Raw genomic sequence first — 15,125 nt, 5'->3', positions numbered from 1 at the left:
GATGGAATGGAAGATGGAACCGGCTCAGCGCCGGGCGAGGCTTCGGTTGGCTTCGAAGCCTTCTTGTTCGAGGCGCGCCCGGTGCGACGGATGCGCGATGTCGAGCATCTGCCGCATGCGTGCGGCGAGCGGCAGTCCGCGCAGGTCGGCCACGCCGAATTCGGTGGCGAAGACGCCCGCGTCGCAGCGAGGCGTGCTCACCGGCCCCGAGAGCGTGGCGACGATGCGGCTGTGCGCCCCGGCCGTCGAAGGCAGTGCCACCACGGGTACACCGCCGCGGCTGCGCTGCGCGCCCCGCAGGAAATCGACGGCACCGCCGACGGCGCCCACGTAGGAGCCGGCGGCGATCTCGGCGTTGACCTGGCCGGTCAGGTCAACCTCGACCGCGGAGTTGATCGCCACGAAGCGAGAGAGTGACGCCAGCACCTCGGGGTGGTGCGTGTACTCGGTGCCCCGCATCTGCAGCGCAGGGTTGTGGTGCGCGAAACGATGCAGGCGTGTGCTGCCCATAAGCACGCCGGCGATGCTAGCGCCGGGGTCGCGCCCCTTGCGCGCGTTGGTCACGGCCCCGGCTTCCATCAGTGCCATGACGGCATCGCCGACGGTGCCGGAGTGGACGCCCAGATCACGCCGGTCATGCAGCACACCGAGCACCGCTTCGGGAATGGCGCCCAGTCCGCACTGCAGGGTTGCGCCGTCTTCCACCAGCGCGGAGACGTGCTCAGCAATGGCCCGCTCCCTCTCGCCCACCGATGCCGAGGCTGCGGGCAGCGGCGGATACGACGCATCGACACGCACGTCTATCTCCTCGGGCTGAAGCAGGCGGTCACCGCAGGTCCATGGCATCTGCGCGTTGACTTCGGCGATCACCACGCGCGCCGTGTCCAGTGCGGCCAGCAGGTATTCGTGCGCCAGGCCGAGACTGTGGCGGCCCTGTGCGTCGGCGGGCGGTACCTGCAGCAGGAGAACGTCGATGCGCAGCGCGCCGCTGCGGATGAGCGCGGGCAGGTCGGAGTAGTGGCACGGCAGGATGTCGAGCGCGCCCGCATCGCCGAGACGGCGGTTGGTGCCGCTGCCGCAGTAGCCGACGAAGTCGATCGCATCCGCATGCGTGGCGTCGAGCAGGCCCGACAAACCGATGCCCAGGAAGGCGCGGCTGCGCGCGAAGTTGTGGCGCTGCGCCGCATAGGCGCGTACCAGCGTCGCCGGCTCGGCGCTGGACTGGCCCCACATCAGCGTGTCGCCGGGGCGGATCCACCGACCGAGGTCGAGCTCCGCCGGCGGCGGGAGCGGTGATGCGCCGCCGGGCCGCGGGGCCTTCTCGCTCAAATCGGATCCCACGCGAAGACGTCTGCCGAGCGCTCCATCGGCACGAAGGCCGAGCGCAGTGCCGGGATGCCGTGTTCGGCCAGGCTCTTCGCCGTCCATCCTTCCTGGCGATGGACGGAGCGCACCGGTCGCGGCTGGCTCATGAGGAAGACCTCGTTGTTGCGCACGGTGAAGACCTGGGCGTTCACGGCCGCTGCTGCGTCGCTGAGCAGGTAGACGGCCAGCGGGGCGATCTTCGCGGGCGTCATCTGCTTGAACTTCTCCACGCGTGCGATCTGGTCGGGCGTGTCGGTGGGGATCGAACTGGTCATCGCCGTCCATGCGAACGGCGCGATGCAATTGGAGCGCACGTTGAACTTCTGCATGTCGAGCGAGATGCTCTTGGAGAGGGCGGCGATGCCCATCTTCGCGGCGTTGTAGTTGGCCTGCCCCAGGTTGCCGATGAGCCCTGAGGTCGAGGTCATGTGCACGAACGCGCCGCTGCCCTGTTCCTTGAAGTGATTGGCCGCGGCGCGGCTGATGTAGTAGGTGCCGTAGAGATGCACCTTGATCACGGCATCCCATTCGTGCGCGCCCATCTTGTGGAAGAAGCGGTCGCGCAGGATGCCGGCGTTGTTGATCACGCCGTCGAGCCGGCCGAAGCGCTCGACCGCGGCATCGACGATGCGCTGTGCCGCGGCGGCCTCTGCCACGCTGCCCAGGCTGGCGAGCGCCTCGCCGCCCGCGTCGCGGATCTCTGCGACCACGCCGTGCGCCGCATCGCCCATGTCGTTGACCACCACTCGCGCGCCTTCGCGTGCCAGCCCGAGCGCGAGGTCGCGGCCGATGCCCGTGCCCGCGCCGGTGACCAGCACCACCTTGTCCTGCATCATGCTGTCGCCTGTCTTGTTCGTCATGTCCGTGTCCTGTGTGAAATGGGTTGTGTCCTGGCGCCGCTCAGAAGGAGCGCGGCATGCCGAGCACATGCTCGGCCACATAGCTCAGGATGAGGTTGGTGGAAATGGGCGCGACCTGGTAGAGGCGCGTCTCGCGGAACTTGCGCTCCACGTCGTATTCATTGGCGAAGCCGAAACCCCCGTGGAACTGGATGCAGGCGTTGGCGGCCTCCCAACTGGCCTTGGCCGCGAGGTACTTGGCCATGTTGGCCTCGGCACCGCAGGGCTGGTGCGCGTCGAACAGTGCGCAGGCCTTCCAGCGCATCAGGTTGGCCGCCTCGACCTCGATGTAACTCTCGGCGATCGGGAACTGCACGCCCTGGTTCTGCCCGATCGGGCGGCCGAACACCACGCGCTCGCTCACGTACTTGCTGACCCGATCAATAAACCAGTGGCCGTCGCCGATGCACTCGGCCGCAATTAGCGTGCGTTCGGCATTCAGTCCGTCGAGGATGTACTTGAAACCCTGGCCTTCCTGGCCGATCAGGTTTTCCTCAGGGATCTCCAGGTTCTCGAAGAACAGCTCGTTGGTCTCGTGGTTGACCATGTTGGGGATCGGGCGAACCGTCAATCCGCTCTTCTCGGCCTGGCGCAGGTCGACCATGAAAATCGACATGCCCTCGCTCTTCTTCTTCACCTCGGCCAGCGGCGTGGTGCGCGCGAGCAGGATCATCCAGTCGGAGTGCTGCACGCGGCTGATCCAGACCTTTTGGCCATTAATGGCGTAGCGGTCGCCCTTCTTCACCGCGGTGGTCTTGATCTTGGTGGTGTCGGTGCCTGTGGTGGGCTCGGTCACGCCCATGGACTGCAGGCGCCATTCACCCGAGGCGATTTTGGGCAGGTAGAGGTCCTTCTGCGCGGGTGAGCCGTGGCGCAGCAGCGTGTTCATGTTGTACATCTGGCCGTGGCAGGCGCCGGAGTTGCCGCCTGAGCGGTTGATCTCCTCCATGATCACCGACGCTTCGGCCAGGCCGAGGCCGGAGCCACCGTACTCCGAGGGGATCAGCGCGGCCATCCAGCCGGCGCGCGTGAGCGCGTCGACGAAGGCCTCGGGGTAGGCGCGCTGTTCGTCGACCTTGCGGTGGTACTCGGCCGGGAACTCGGCGCACAGGGCGCGCACCGCATCGCGGATGTCCTGATAGGTGGTGTCAATGGGAAGTGTCATGGCGTCGTGCGATGCAGGGAGAGTGATGAGATGGATGGACCATGGCCGGTCGCTGGTGCATTCAGACGGCAACGTCGGCAGCAGGAAGTGCGTCCAGCGAGACTTCGGCGTCGCCCTGCAGCTTGACCTGTTGGCGCTGGTCGGTCGCACATAGTGAAAGGCGCGCAAGTCGTTCGCCGTTGCGCTCGACGAGCTCGACGACGTGCGCGCTGCAGTGAAGACTGTCACCCACGTAGGTGATGGCGACGAAGCGCACGCCATAGCTGCGTAGCGCGTGCACCGGCACGACGGCAGTCAGCACATGCGCCAGATAGGCTGTCGCTAGCATGCCGTGCGCAAAGACATCAGGCATGCCGGCGGCCCGCGCGAAATCAATGTCAACATGGATCGGGTTGTGGTCACCCGAGGCGCCGCAGTAGAGGGCCAGGGCGTGCCGCGTGATGGGGGGTGCCGTCCATGCGGGCAGCGTGTCGCCGACCCGCAGCGCGCCATGAAGCATCTCTGACTCAGCCATTGCGCACCACCGTGGTGTTGCGAAGGGTGCAAACGGGTTCCCCATCTTCCCTGCGAACGAGCGTCTGGCGAACGACGAACTCGAGCGCACCGTTCTTCTTGTCGTAGATGTCCACGATTCGGGGCTCGAAGCACAACGCTTCGCCGACGAATGCGGTTGCGTGGTAGTCGAAGCGCTGCTCGCCATGCAGCACCCGCGCGATGTCGATATTGAGCAGGCGACGCATGGCCGTCGGGTCCGGGCCTTCCATCTCAAGGCAGAAGAGATAGGTGGGCGGCAGTGGACAGCCGCGCAGGCCGCCTGCGCGCGCAGCGGCAGGATCCCAAAAGACGCCGTCTGCCTGGAGGGTCGCCTGCGCGAAGGCCTTCACACCCCGCCTGTCAGGGGTCACCGTAAACCCGGGCAGCGCATGTCCGATGAACGATCGATTGATCACGTGAGCGAACTCCCGATCAGGTGTGAAATTGCATCTTTAATCTGTTTCATGATTAGATTGTGAACCGAAGGAAAGAGTCTTCCCACGGAAAGTTGCATAAGGGAAAACGATAGATGTTAGTTTAGAACTAACCACTGTTAAGATCAAATCGCTCGAAACGAAGATTCGCTGACGGTGACGGAAAAGGAGATGACATGGTAGGAAAGCAACTCATACGGCGGCTGCTCTTGTGTGCGCCTCTGGTGGTCCCGGGACTCTTGCTTGGCGGCACTGCAGTGGCCGCGGGCTACCCCGAGCGGCCGATCCGACTGGTCGTGCCCTACACGGCAGGCGGCATCACCGACGTGCTGGCGCGCGCGCTGGCCGAGCGCATGCGCAAGGACTTGGGGCAGGCTGTCATCGTGGACAACAAGCCGGGCGCCAACTCCGCGCTGGGCGCCCGCACCGTCGCCTCCGCCGCGCCGGACGGCTACACTGTGCTCTTCGCCACCGGGGCGACCGCGGTGCTCAACCCGCTGCTCTACCCCAAGCTTTCCTACAACCCGGACAAGGAGTTGCTGCCGGTGGCCCGCATCGCCGTCACGCCGATGCTCATGGTGGTCGGCAACGGCTCGCCGGACCGCACCCTGCGCGACTTCGTCGCCGATGCCAAGGCCAACCCGGGCAAGCTCAACTACGCGTCCACGGGCACCGGCAGCTCGTTGCATCTGGCGGTCGAACTGCTGCAGAGCGAGGCCGGGATTTCGTTGGTACACGTGCCCTACAACGGCAGCGCGCCTGCGCATTCCGCTCTGATGGGCGGCGATATTCAGTTCTTTGCCGACGCGGCGGGCAGCGCCATGGCGCTTGTTCGGGGCGGCAAGCTGCGCGCGCTGGCGGTAACCGGGCGCGAACGTCTACCGGCGCTTCCGGAGGTGCCGACCGTGGCAGAAAGCGGCTATCCGAACTTTGAGGTCACCACCTGGTTCGGCCTGATGCTGCCCCGCAACACGCCGGCCAACATTGCGCTGCGGCTCAATGCATCGGTGGCGCAGGCGATCGCCGAGAAGAGCTTCCGCGAGCAGTTCGAGGCGCTCGGCCTGGTGGTCCCGCCGGCCATGACACAGGCCGAGTTCGTCCAATACATCGGTAAGGAGCGCGAGCGCTGGGCGCCGCTGATCCGCGCCAAGAACATCGTCCTCGAATAGGACGCCCTTCCACCTATTTCGGAATCCATCCAATGTTCGAACCCCATCTCCTGCGCGGCAAGCGCATCCTGGTCACCGGTGGCGGCTCCGGCCTCGGCCGGGAGATCGCCGAACGCTACCTTCAATTGGGCGCCGAGGTCCATATATGTGGGCGCCGCCAAGCGGTGTTGGACGCCACGGTCGCCGAACTTGTGGCGCGCCATGGTGGCGTGGTCCGCGCTCATGCGGTCGACATCCGCCAAGCCGATTCGGTCGACGCGATGATCGAGCGCATCTGGGTGGAACACGGCCCGCTTGACGGGCTGGTCAACAACGCCGCGGGCAACTTTGTCAGCCGTACGCAGGACGTATCGCCGCGTGGTTTCGACGCGGTGGCCAACATCGTGCTGCATGGCACCTACTACGTCACTCACCATGTGGGGCGGCGCTGGATTGCCAGCGGGCACAAGGGCTCGGTGATCTCCATCGTCGTGACTTGGGTGCGTACGGGCGCGCCCTTCGTCGTGCCCTCGGCCATGAGCAAGGCCGGCATCGACGTGATGACGAAGTCGCTCGCGATCGAGTGGGGGCGCTACGGCATCCGCCTGAACGCAATTGCGCCTGGCATCTTTCCGACTGAAGGAGCGAACCGCCGGCTCAGCCCCAAGGCGGTCTGGGAAGACGGCGTTGTGCGCAACCCGATGAACCGACTGGGGCGGATGCCCGAACTGCAGAACCTGGCGGTATTCCTGATGGCAGATGGTGTCGAGTGGATCAACGGCGAGACCATCGCCATCGATGGCGCCGGACATCGTCAGAACGGCGCTTCCTTCACCGAGCTGGCCGAACTCGACGACGACGCCTGGCGCGAGATGCGCGAGGCGGTCCGCAGCCAGGACCAGCGCGACAGGTCGCTGCGTGCCGCGCCTGCCCCCGACGCCGCGCCTGCGCCGTCCTCGTCTGGTTCTCCCACCGCGTTCGAGCCAAGCTCCTCGACATGAACAAGTCCCTGAAAAGCCATGGCGGCCGGTGTCGCTCTGGCGCTCGCCTTCGGTGCCGCCGCACCCGCGCTCGCCACCACCTTCCTCGATCGGCCGATCAAGCTGGTCGTTCCCTACAGCCCGGGTGGCATCGCCGACAGCCTGGTGCGCCGCCTGGCCGAATCAATGCGCCACGACCTGCAGCAGCCGGTCATCGTGGAGAACAAGCCGGGGGCCAACACGGCGATCGGCGCGATCGCCGTTACCACGCGCGCGCGGGTCGGCGCGTTGCCGCAGGTGCCGACGGTCGCGGAGGGCGGACTGCCCAACTACAACGTCTCGACCTGGTGCGGCCCTGTGGGGCCCGCTGATGAAGTCCAAGAACATCCACATCGAGTAGGGCATTCATGAGAATCGATCGGATCGTAGAAGAGGTGGTTGCTCTCGGGCGTGGCGCCGAGGTGGCCCTGGCGCTGGAGGACGGGCGCACGCTGTCTTATGCGGAGCTGACGGGTCGCATAGACGCCGCTGCGCAAATATTGTCTGGCGCCGGACTGGCGCCTGGCCAGCGAATGGTTCTGGTCGGTGAGAACAGCGAGGACATGGTCGTTGCCCTTCTTGCAGCGATCCGTGCGGGCGCATGGGCTGTGCCGCTCAACGCCCGGATGTCGCCCGGGGAGGTGGACGCGATCTGTGCGCACTGCGAGCCGCACCTCGTCTACTTCGCTGCTGACGCCTCGGCCGATGCGCGCGCGCACGCCGAGCGGCGGGGCGCACATGGCACGCTGCAGGGCCTTCGCGGTGGCCGTCTGCAGACATTCGAGGGTGCGGGCACGGCAGCCGAGGCCAGTGATGACGGCGTACCGGACGATGTTGCGCTCATGATCTACACCTCGGGTAGCACCGGCATGCCCAAGGGGGTCATGCTGACGCATGCCAACCTCGACTTCGTCACGCGCGTTTCAAAGCAGCAACAGGTGCTGCTGCCGGGCGACGTCATCTTTCACGCCCTGCCGATCTCGCATTCCTTCGGTCTGATTACCGCGTTGCTGTGCGGGCTGCGCGCGGGCGCCACTTTCCGCCTGATCGGCCGCTTCTCCGCCGAGAAGCTGGGTGAGGCCATTGCGGGGGGCGCCATCACTGTGTTCCAGGGCGTGCCCGCGATGTACGCGCGGCTGCACGAGTGGGCACAGCAGCAGGGCAGGGCGTTGGTGCCGAACAGGCTGCGCATGGTCTACATCGGCGGCTCGCTGATCGATGCCACCCGCAAGGCGCAGACCGAGACACTGCTCGGCCTGCGCCTCCATCACGGCTATGGTCTGACCGAGTCAGCCCCCGCGGCTACGCGCACCTTCGGCCATCCGCCGCCGAAAGACGTGACGGCGGGCTGGCCGATCCCGGGCGTGGAGGTGGTACTGATGGACGAGGCCGGCACGCCAGTCGCCAATGGCGAGCGCGGCGAGGTTTGCATCCGCGGGCCCAACGTGATGAAAGGCTATTTCCGCGATCCCGAGCAAACGCGCACGGCGATTGATGCGCAGGGCTGGCTGCACACAGGCGACGTCGGTCTCTTCGGACCCGAGGGCGATCTCTCCATCGTGGGACGAAGCAAGGAGATGATCATCCGTGGCGGCTTTAATGTGTACCCGGCCGAGGTCGAGAAGGTGATCGCCGAATTCCCCCACGTGGCGCAGTGCGCGGTTGTCGGGCGAAGCGTGCCAGGTGATGAAGAAATCGTCGCATACGTCGAGCCGGTGCAGGGCCGCAACGTCGATGCGGCGCAACTGCGCGCTTTCCTGCGCGAACGGCTCGCGCCCTACAAGGTGCCGGCCGAGGTGCACGCGATGGCGCAGCTGCCGGCCACCAGTACGGGCAAGCTTCTGAAGGCGAAGCTGAAGGCGCTGGCCAACAAAGCGCCAACGTGCGCGCGACCGTCGCTCGACAGGCTGTTGGCACCACGCTCGGTCGCCGTGGTGGGCGCGTCCGACAACCCGAACAAGGTCGGTGGCCGCCCCATCAAGTACTTGAAAGGGCAGGGCTTTGCCGGTCGGATCTATCCGGTCAATCCTCGCGCCGACAGCGTGCAGGGCCTACCTGCCTACGCAGCGCTCGATCGGCTGCCGGAAGTGCCGGACGTGGTGATCCTGTGCATCGGCGCAGAGCAGGCGGAGCAGCAGTTGAGCGAATGCGTGCGTCTTGGTGTGGGCCATGCGCTGTTGTTCGCATCGGGGTATGCAGAGGTCGGCGCTGAAGGCCGGGCCCGTCAGGAGCGTCTGGCGGCGATCTGTCGCGCCGGTGGCCTCCGCCTGGTGGGGCCTAACAGCATCGGCGTCGCCAGCTTCGACACCGGCGCGGTGCTGTCATTTGCCTCGATCTACACTGACCACATCCCGCAGGATGGTGCGGTGGCGATCGTCTCGCAGAGCGGCGCGTTCGGCGTGGCAGCCTACGCCTTGCTGCGCGAAGCCGGCTGTGGCGTCCGGTGCGTGGCGGCCACTGGCAACGAGGCCGATGTCGACACGGCGGATGTCATCGAGGCGCTGGTGCAGCGATCCGGCGTGCGCCTGGTGCTGCTCTATCTGGAGAATGTGCCAGACCCGGCGCGCATGGCGGCGGCGCTCGACGCGGCCCGGCAGCGCGGCGTCGCGGTGCTTGCGGTGCGTTCGGGGCGTTCCGACCACGGCAGCCGTTCTGCCGATCTGCACACTGGTTCCACCGGCGCGGCCGGCGCCGATCTCGACGCGCTGTTCGATGCGCATGGCTGCCGCACGTTGCCCGGCTTGTTGGAACTGGTGGCGAGCGTGCCGCTCTACCTCGCAACGGCGCGCCCTCGTGCCGTTGCGGCCGGTATGCCGCGGCTGGCGCTGGTTAGCAATTCGGGCGCCTCTTGTGTGCTCGCAGCCGATGAGGCGGAAGCGCGCAACCTGCCGCTTGCGCGTCTGTCTGCCAAATCCGAGCAGCAGCTGGCCGACCTGCTACCAGACTTCTCGCTAAACCGCAACCCGGTCGACCTGACCGCCATGCTCCTGACCGACCCCGCGCTGCTGGGTGCCGTGATGCAGGTTGTGCTACAGGATGAGGCAGTGGACGCTGCCGCTTTGGGCCTGCTCGCAGTCGGCGGGCCCAGTTACGACGTGCCACGTTTCGTGCGCGAGTGCCGGACCGCGATGGAAGCAGCGGCCAAGCCGCTGGCCGTCTACAGCCCGCACGCGCATGTGCGCGAGGCCTTCGCACTGGGGGGCTTCGCTGTCTTCCCGGGAGAGGCACAGGCGTTGGATGCGCTCCGAGGCTTTGCCGCGCACCGTGTTGGCGTGGTCCTTGAAGCGTACTCGTCTGCCTCGCCTCCCTCCTCTTCATCTTCACTTTCGCTCGACCTGACGGAGCAGACCCATGCGTGATGCCGCCATTGTTTCCTATGCCCGTACCCCCATCGGCAAAGCCTTCCGAGGTACCCTCAATCTCACGCATGGTGGAACACTCGGCGCCCATGTTGTGCGGCACGCCGTTGCGCGCGCCGGCGTAGCTGCCGACGAGGTCGAAGATGTGGTCCTTGGCTGCGCCTTTCCAGAGGGCGCCAATGGCTTCAACATCGGCCGCATCTCCGCACTCGCGGCTGGGCTGCCGGAAGGTGTGCCAGGCATAACCGTCAATCGCTACTGCTCATCGGGCCTGCAGAGCATCGCGATCGCAGCCCAGGCCGTACGCGCTGGCGGACTGCAGCTCGCGGTGGCCGGCGGCGCCGAGTCGGTCAGCTGCGTGCGCCAATACACCAACAAATTCATGCGCGAGGAGCCGTGGCTCGCGGCCAACGCGCCGCAGGTCTACATGCCGATGCTCGACACTGCAGAAGTCGTGCAGCAGCGCTACGGCATCTCGCGCGAGCGTCAGGATGAGTACGCCGCACTCAGTCAGCTACGTTACGCGCAGGCGCAGGCGGAAGGCCGTTTCGACGAGGAGATCGTGCCTATCGTGACTACCGCGCGCCGCCAGGATCGCGATGGCAGCACGCGTGAAGAAGCCGCCGAACTCGCGACGGACGAAGGTCCGCGCGCCGGCACGACTGCCGCCACGCTGGCTGGATTGAAACCGGTGCTCGAAGGCGGGACAGTGACAGCGGGCAATGCGAGCCAGTTGTCGGATGGCGCCGCCGCCTGCGTGGTGATGGACGCCGACCTGGCCGCCCGGCGCGGCCTCCCGACGCTAGGCTGGTTCCGTGGCTTCGCGGTCGCCGGCTGCGCGCCCAACGAGATGGGCATCGGCCCTGTCTTCGCCGTGCCGAAACTGTTGCAGCAGGCGGGATTGAAGATGGACGACATCGGCCTCTGGGAACTCAATGAGGCCTTTGCGGTGCAGGTGCTCTATTGCGCAGATCGGCTCGGCATCCCTCAGGAGCGCCTGAACGTCAACGGCGGCGCCATCACTATCGGCCATCCCTTCGGCATGTCGGGCACGCGCATGACCGGCCACGCGCTCCAGGAGGGCCGTCGCAGAGGGGTGAAGTACGTCGTGGTCACCATGTGCATCGGCGGTGGCATGGGCGCTGCGGGCTTGTTCGAGGTCGCGAGGGGCTAGCGCCGTTGGGGGCGGTGGTGGCGCCGGTAACATACGGCCGACGATGACCGCCAAAACCAAGAAAAGCGCCTACCACCACGGCAATCTGCGCGAGGAACTGCTGGCCCAGGGCATGGCGATCGTCGAAGCGGAGGGCCTTGGTAGCCTCACCATGCGCGAGATCGCGAAACGCGTGGGCGTGACGCAGACGGCGCCTCTGCACCATTTCGAAACCAAGGCGGCGCTTTTGGCAGCGATCGCGGCCCAGGGCTTTCGAATGCTGTTCGACTACCGCATCGGTGCGCTGAAGGACAAGCGCACGCCCGGTGAGCGGCTGATGGCCGTGTTGATGGCCTATGTGGAATTCGCGCTGGCGCATCCAGCGCTGTACCAATTGATGCACGGCCCGGAGATCCCTGACAAGACGCTGTTTCCGGAACTCAACGACGCGGCGACACGCTCTTACAGCCTGCTGGAATCCGCAGTCGCGGACTATCTTCTCGAGAACGAGGGATCGATGGAGGGTAGCCGCGATGCGACGCTCGCGGCGTGGACGGTGTGCCAGGGGCTCGCGACCGTCCTCATCAATCCGCAGAACACACCGCGCTACGTACTGCGCAAGGATCCGCTGGGGGTTTCACGGCGGGTTTTCGAGATGTTTGTGCGAGCTATTGCATAGATGCGCAGCCCGAAGCCCAGGCAACCAGATGGCGGACCTTCTCGGGAAATGCGCCCCGGGCGGGGGGTGGGCGCCCGAAGTCACCTGGCGCGAGGGCACGCACGCCGCGCTGCGGTTCAAGTTGACGAGCAAAAACTACGCCATTGGCGTATACTCCGGGCATGCTGACCGTCGTTGAAACGCCAACCTTCCAGAAGCTTTGGCCGAACTATTGGACGGAGGAAGAGCGCGGCGAGTTCGCGGCCTACATAGCAGAGAACCCAGACAATGGGGATCCGGTAAAGAAATCGGGGGGCGTGCGGAAGGTGCGCTGGACCCGGGCCGGATCGGGCAAGAGTGGCGGCGTGCGGATTCTCTACTTCAACCGCAAGAAGGCCGGCGAAGTCGTTTTATTGTTGATCTACGCCAAGGCGAACCTTGATTCGATCTCTGGCGAAACCTTGAAGGAGTTGCGTGATGCCGCTGAAAAAGCCTCTGAGTGATGCGGAGTTGGCTGCCTTTGAAGACGGCCAGGACTTCGAGGCCTTGCTCGTGCAATCGGCGCGCGAAATGGGCGCTGGGAAGACGCGCAAGGTGTACACCCCTGTCGTGGCGGCTCGTGAGAGCGCAGGCCTGTCACAAGCCGGTTTTGCGGACTTGCTTGGTGTCTCTGTGCGCACCTTGCAGCAGTGGGAGCAAGGGCGTCGCGAGCCCACGGGCGCAGCGAAGACGCTGATAGCGATCGCCGAAAAAATGCCAGAAGCGCTGAAGGCAGTCGATCCGAATTTCAAGGCGCCCGCCGCGCGCGTTGCAAGTGCCCGCGCGGTCGCTGTCATGCGTAGCGCCGTTGAGGCTGCTACCAATGCATTTGAAGCCGTGCAGCGTGCGGTCGATGAGTCAAACGTCGCCATCTATTCCGCAAAGCAGGCGCCTCAACGCGCACATGGCCGCGTGGACACGAAACACATGAAGGACTAAGCGCGGGTGACGGCCTGCATGAAAAAGTATCTAATTGCACTCGCGGCAGCGGCAGTCGTTGCCAACGCCGCTGCTGGAGTCGTCTGGCCGGCAGGGGTTCATCCCTGAAGTCAAAGGCAGAATGCGGCGAGGAGTGGCCATTCCGAAGCAGGTCAGAATGTTTGCATTACACCCTGTTGCGAGCCAACATGACCAAGATTTATGTTTGGGGCTGAGGCGACGTATGTCGGAGAAGGCGACTACGAGTGGGAAGCGCCTACCCTCGGTGGCAGACATAAAGTCATCCTCTTTCTGGCACAAGAAGAAGATTCCTTTCGAGAGGACAAAGCCACACCTCAGAGCCGCGCGATTTGGCTTCATCGAACTGCACGTCGGCGCTGGGCGACCGATCGACGTTGAATCGCTCAACGACCCGCAGATGCATGCGTTCAAGACCAAGGAGGCGGTGGAGTTCGCAACGCTGGAATGGGTGTCCTGGTTCAACCACCAGCGCCTGCTCGAACCTATCGGCTACATCCTGCCTGCAGAGGCTGAGGCAAACTACTATCGGCAACTCGCCAGTCAGGCCGCCACGGCGGCGGTCTGACTTAAACCGACCGGCCTCCATGAAAGCCGGGGCGATTAGGGATGGCTGGTCGCTTACTGAGAGAATGCTGTATCACGGTGTCTTTCGTGCGTTGCTGAACGCCCGGATGGCCACTTCAAATTTCCCCGCCTGTGGCCGCTCAAACTCCTCCAGGCAGGGACGTCGAATTATTGATCAGTCGTGGTCAGTGTTGAGGGCTAATCTGGCGGCGGCCTCCTTGAGTCGATAGCTCTTGCCCTCGAACTCGAGCATGACGGCGCGGTGCATGAGTCGGTCGAGGATGGTGGTGCCCATGGTGGCATCGCCGAGGTACTTGCCCCAGTCCTGCACGACCCGGTTGGAAGTGACGATGATGCTGCTGCGCCGCTTGTAGCGTTGGTGCACGACGGTTTGCAACACTTCGGCGCTGGTGTCCGAGATGCGTCGCGACAGGAACAGATCGTCCAGGACGAGCAGATCCGGTTCCACGTAGGTGGCCAGCATTGCTGCCTGCTCGGCGGGCGTTGACAGCGCGAACTGCGCGAACTCGGTGTCGGCTTCGACGTAGCGCACGTCGTGGCCTTGCAAGGTCGCTTGGTAGCCCACGGCCTTGGCGATGTGGCTCTTGCCGGTGCCTGGTTTGCCGATGATCAGCGCGTTGGCACCCTCGCCGATGAACTTGAGCGTGTGCAGCTCGAAGCAGGCCTGTCGTGGCAACTTCGGATTGAAGCGCCAGTCGAAGTCGCCCAGCGTGAGCCGTTCTTCGAGCCGGGAGTGCTTGAAGCGCCGCTCGGTCAGGCGGGAGCGACGGCGGTCGAGCTCGTCCTGCAGCATGGTGGCGAAGGTTTCCAGGAAGGGTTGCTGTGAGGACTGCGCCTGCATCACGCGCGTGTTCAGGGTGGCGGCGATACCCGACAGGCGCAGGTCGCGAAGCGCGCGTTCAATCTCATTGAGAGTCATGCTTGGAGGCTCCGTGGGTCGAGGGGTGGGAAGGCTGTTGTGCCGCACAGCGCGCAAACAGATCGGCGTAGATGTCAGCGGGTCGGATCAGCGCATGCTCCTGAGTCAAGGCCAACTCGCCTTGCCGGGGACCGTCGATCGCCGCCAGCGCGTCGGCCACGAGCTTCTCGGTCAGCGCCTTGACGTGGCGGTAGCTGTGCACGCCATCGGCGATGGCGCGTTCGCAGGCGAAGTCCACGAGGCGGCGCGGGTATCGATTGGCCAGGCCCACGATGCCCCAGAGCTTGCGCTGGCCGACGCGGCCCTCGATGGCGAACAGCATCTGGCAGAGTCGCTCAGCCTCGGGGCCGATCGCCTTGGCCTGCTGGAGGATGTGACGGGTCTCGCGCGAGGGGTTGAACACGCGCTCGTCCTGCGGCAACACCGTAAGCGGCCAGTCTCCCCACCTTGAGATCAGAGGCCAAGCCGGAGACCATGCTGTCCATCTAAGTTAGCTGGACAGCTATGGACGTCAATCCGAAGCAACGCCGCCGGCACAGCGCGGCGTTCAAGGCGCAGGTACTGGCCGCCTGCGCCGAACCCGGCGCTTCCGTCGCGGCGGTCGCGCTGTCGTTTGGGCTGAACGACAACCTCGTGCATCAATGGCGTCGCGGCCGCGGGGCGAGTCCCGCGCCATCTCCAGCAAGTGCCACGGTCGAGCGTGCGCGGGAGTTTGTCGAGATGTCGTTGCCTGCGCCGCTGGCGGCTCCGGCGCCATCGCGCGCGGCGGCCAGTACCGAGACGATCCGACTCGAGTTCAAGCGCGGGGCCCTCGGCGTCAGCGTTGCGTGGCCGGTCTCGGCGGCGGTCGACTGTGCAGCATCTCGGCGGCGGTCGACTGTGCAGCAT

At 65.5% G+C, this 15,125-nt stretch carries 15 protein-coding genes and 2 pseudogenes; 10 read left to right on the top strand and 7 right to left on the bottom strand.

What is annotated here, in order from left to right; genetic code table 11:
• Window positions 1–24 precede the first annotated feature (24 nt).
• The 5 genes from AC1DYD_RS29620 to AC1DYD_RS29600 all read right to left on the bottom strand — a co-directional run bounded on the left by AC1DYD_RS29620 (window position 25) and on the right by AC1DYD_RS29600 (window position 4,379).
• Window positions 25–1,233, bottom strand: coding sequence for an acetyl-CoA hydrolase/transferase family protein (locus AC1DYD_RS29620; RefSeq protein WP_478176362.1), 1,209 nt, complete (start codon window positions 1,231–1,233; stop codon window positions 25–27).
• Window positions 1,234–1,325: 92 nt separating this feature from the next.
• On the bottom strand, window positions 1,326–2,201 hold the full coding sequence (locus AC1DYD_RS29615; protein ID WP_478176361.1) for an SDR family NAD(P)-dependent oxidoreductase: 876 nt from the start codon (window positions 2,199–2,201) through the stop codon (window positions 1,326–1,328).
• Between the two features lie 64 nt (window positions 2,202–2,265).
• Window positions 2,266–3,429 (bottom strand): acyl-CoA dehydrogenase family protein, encoded by a 1,164-nt coding sequence (locus tag AC1DYD_RS29610; protein ID WP_478176321.1) that lies wholly within the window; start codon window positions 3,427–3,429, stop codon window positions 2,266–2,268.
• 61 nt (window positions 3,430–3,490) lie between these two features.
• Window positions 3,491–3,928 carry a MaoC/PaaZ C-terminal domain-containing protein gene (locus AC1DYD_RS29605; protein ID WP_478176320.1) on the bottom strand — a complete coding sequence of 146 codons (438 nt, stop codon included), beginning with the start codon at window positions 3,926–3,928 and terminating at the stop codon, window positions 3,491–3,493.
• 7 nt (window positions 3,929–3,935) lie between these two features.
• The gene (locus AC1DYD_RS29600) at window positions 3,936–4,379 is read right to left on the bottom strand and encodes a MaoC family dehydratase N-terminal domain-containing protein (RefSeq protein WP_478176319.1); all 444 of its coding nucleotides are present in this window, start codon (window positions 4,377–4,379) and stop codon (window positions 3,936–3,938) included.
• 194 nt (window positions 4,380–4,573) lie between these two features.
• Between AC1DYD_RS29600 and AC1DYD_RS29595 the strand changes: the two genes are divergently transcribed.
• The 9 genes and pseudogenes from AC1DYD_RS29595 to AC1DYD_RS29555 all read left to right on the top strand — a co-directional run.
• Window positions 4,574–5,566, top strand: coding sequence for a Bug family tripartite tricarboxylate transporter substrate binding protein (locus tag AC1DYD_RS29595; protein WP_478176318.1), 993 nt, complete (start codon window positions 4,574–4,576; stop codon window positions 5,564–5,566).
• 32 nt (window positions 5,567–5,598) lie between these two features.
• Entirely contained in the window at window positions 5,599–6,546 is a 948-nt protein-coding gene (locus tag AC1DYD_RS29590) for an SDR family oxidoreductase (RefSeq protein ID WP_478176317.1), read from the top strand.
• 18 nt (window positions 6,547–6,564) lie between these two features.
• Window positions 6,565–6,936, top strand: a complete 372-nt coding sequence (locus tag AC1DYD_RS29585; RefSeq protein ID WP_478176316.1) for a hypothetical protein — start codon at window positions 6,565–6,567, stop codon at window positions 6,934–6,936.
• On the top strand, window positions 6,933–9,923 hold the full coding sequence (locus AC1DYD_RS29580; protein ID WP_478176315.1) for an AMP-binding protein: 2,991 nt from the start codon (window positions 6,933–6,935) through the stop codon (window positions 9,921–9,923). The genes AC1DYD_RS29585 and AC1DYD_RS29580 overlap by 4 nt, the downstream gene beginning before the upstream one ends.
• On the top strand, window positions 9,916–11,097 hold the full coding sequence (locus AC1DYD_RS29575; RefSeq protein ID WP_478176314.1) for an acetyl-CoA C-acyltransferase: 1,182 nt from the start codon (window positions 9,916–9,918) through the stop codon (window positions 11,095–11,097). The genes AC1DYD_RS29580 and AC1DYD_RS29575 overlap by 8 nt, the downstream gene beginning before the upstream one ends.
• Before the next feature lie 43 nt (window positions 11,098–11,140).
• Window positions 11,141–11,755, top strand: coding sequence for a TetR/AcrR family transcriptional regulator (locus tag AC1DYD_RS29570; protein ID WP_478176313.1), 615 nt, complete (start codon window positions 11,141–11,143; stop codon window positions 11,753–11,755).
• Between the two features lie 161 nt (window positions 11,756–11,916).
• Window positions 11,917–12,237, top strand: coding sequence for a type II toxin-antitoxin system RelE/ParE family toxin (locus AC1DYD_RS29565; protein WP_478176312.1), 321 nt, complete (start codon window positions 11,917–11,919; stop codon window positions 12,235–12,237).
• Window positions 12,212–12,712 carry a helix-turn-helix domain-containing protein gene (locus tag AC1DYD_RS29560; RefSeq protein ID WP_478176311.1) on the top strand — a complete coding sequence of 167 codons (501 nt, stop codon included), beginning with the start codon at window positions 12,212–12,214 and terminating at the stop codon, window positions 12,710–12,712. The genes AC1DYD_RS29565 and AC1DYD_RS29560 overlap by 26 nt, the downstream gene beginning before the upstream one ends.
• 427 nt (window positions 12,713–13,139) lie before the next feature.
• A pseudogene (locus AC1DYD_RS29555) lies at window positions 13,140–13,298 on the top strand (IS3 family transposase); the annotation flags it as partial.
• Between the two features lie 174 nt (window positions 13,299–13,472).
• Here the strand turns inward: AC1DYD_RS29555 and istB are convergent.
• Window positions 13,473–14,237: an IS21-like element helper ATPase IstB gene (gene istB / locus AC1DYD_RS29550; protein WP_478176310.1), complete on the bottom strand. Its 765-nt coding sequence runs from the start codon at window positions 14,235–14,237 to the stop codon at window positions 13,473–13,475.
• Window positions 14,224–14,661 (bottom strand): annotated as a pseudogene (locus tag AC1DYD_RS29545) (IS21 family transposase); the annotation flags it as partial. The gene istB and the pseudogene AC1DYD_RS29545, both read right to left, overlap by 14 nt.
• An 80-nt stretch (window positions 14,662–14,741) precedes the next feature.
• On the opposite strand from AC1DYD_RS29545, the gene AC1DYD_RS29540 reads away from it, so the two are divergent.
• On the top strand, window positions 14,742–15,125 hold a 384-nt coding region (locus AC1DYD_RS29540; protein WP_478176309.1), incomplete at its 3' end, for a transposase.

It is taken from the genome of Variovorax sp. P4_B11 (assembly GCF_056402355.1).
The sequence above is the reverse complement of the archived record's forward strand: the minus strand, read 5'-3'. Positions and strand labels throughout refer to the sequence as shown.